Source organism: Suilimivivens aceti, from assembly GCF_025567405.1.
In the GTDB taxonomy this organism is placed as follows: Bacteria; Bacillota; Clostridia; order Lachnospirales; family Lachnospiraceae; genus Suilimivivens; species Suilimivivens aceti.
The window spans coordinates 57,736-58,613 of record NZ_JAOQKJ010000017.1 but is presented as its reverse complement, the minus strand read 5'-3'; the positions used below and the strand labels follow the sequence as shown (position 1 = coordinate 58,613).

The following is an 878-nucleotide window of genomic DNA, read 5'->3' as shown; positions in this document are numbered from 1 at the left end:
CGTATCTGCAGGACAAAAGGCGGTTTGCGGATCTCTTCAATGGCAGCTGCTTTCAGGGAAGGCAGGTCATCCGGGCAGAGGATCTGGAGGAGGCTTCGGAGAACTATGTGGCCACGGAGGAAAAGCAGCCAGGAAAGCCACTGCAAAAAGGAACTGAGATCATCCGTGATGTGAAAATGAGGTACCGTTCAGGGATGATCCTTCAGGTGCTGGCGGTGGAAAACCAGAGCTACATAGACTATGGCATGCCGGTTAGGTGCATGGGCTATGATGCTGCAGAATACAGCAGACAGCTGAAGGAGAGAAAGCGGGAACGGAGGCTTCTTGGAAGGCATAAGGAAGAATCAGAGGAAGAACTGAAAACCACCATAGATGAGAAACTTTCAGGAATCCTGAGATCAGACAGGCTGCATCCGGTTTATACGATCTGCCTCTACAGTGGTGAGGAACCGTGGGACGGGCCAAGAAAGCTGTCAGATATGATGGAGTTTGATCCAGAGGATGAGAATCTGAGAGTGTTATTTGAAGAATACCATTTGCATCTATTCTGCATTAATGAACAGAATGGGTTTGATACATTCCGTTCCGGTTTAAGGCATCTGTTCCGTGCGATGAACTGCCGGAAGGATAAAGAGAGGATGGCAGAGCTGATGAAAAATGAAGCTTATTCTCATCTGAGCAAAGAAACCTGGGAAGCAATAGCAGTCATGACAGATAATGCAGCAATGCTTCAGAAGAAGGATAAGTATAAAACAGAAAACGGGGAAGAGGAGGAATACAACATGTGCCAGGCATTGGAAGAATTATTGGAAGAGAGAGAAAGCATTGGAGAAAGAAGAGGAAGAAGAGAAGGAAAAAAAACCGTAGTCCGAAATATG

The 878-nt window shown here is 46.6% G+C and carries 1 protein-coding gene; it reads left to right on the top strand.

What is annotated here, in order from left to right; genetic code table 11:
* Positions 1-878, top strand: an 878-nt coding sequence (locus OCV77_RS15180) for a hypothetical protein (protein WP_262575856.1), incomplete at both ends; no start/stop codon positions are given.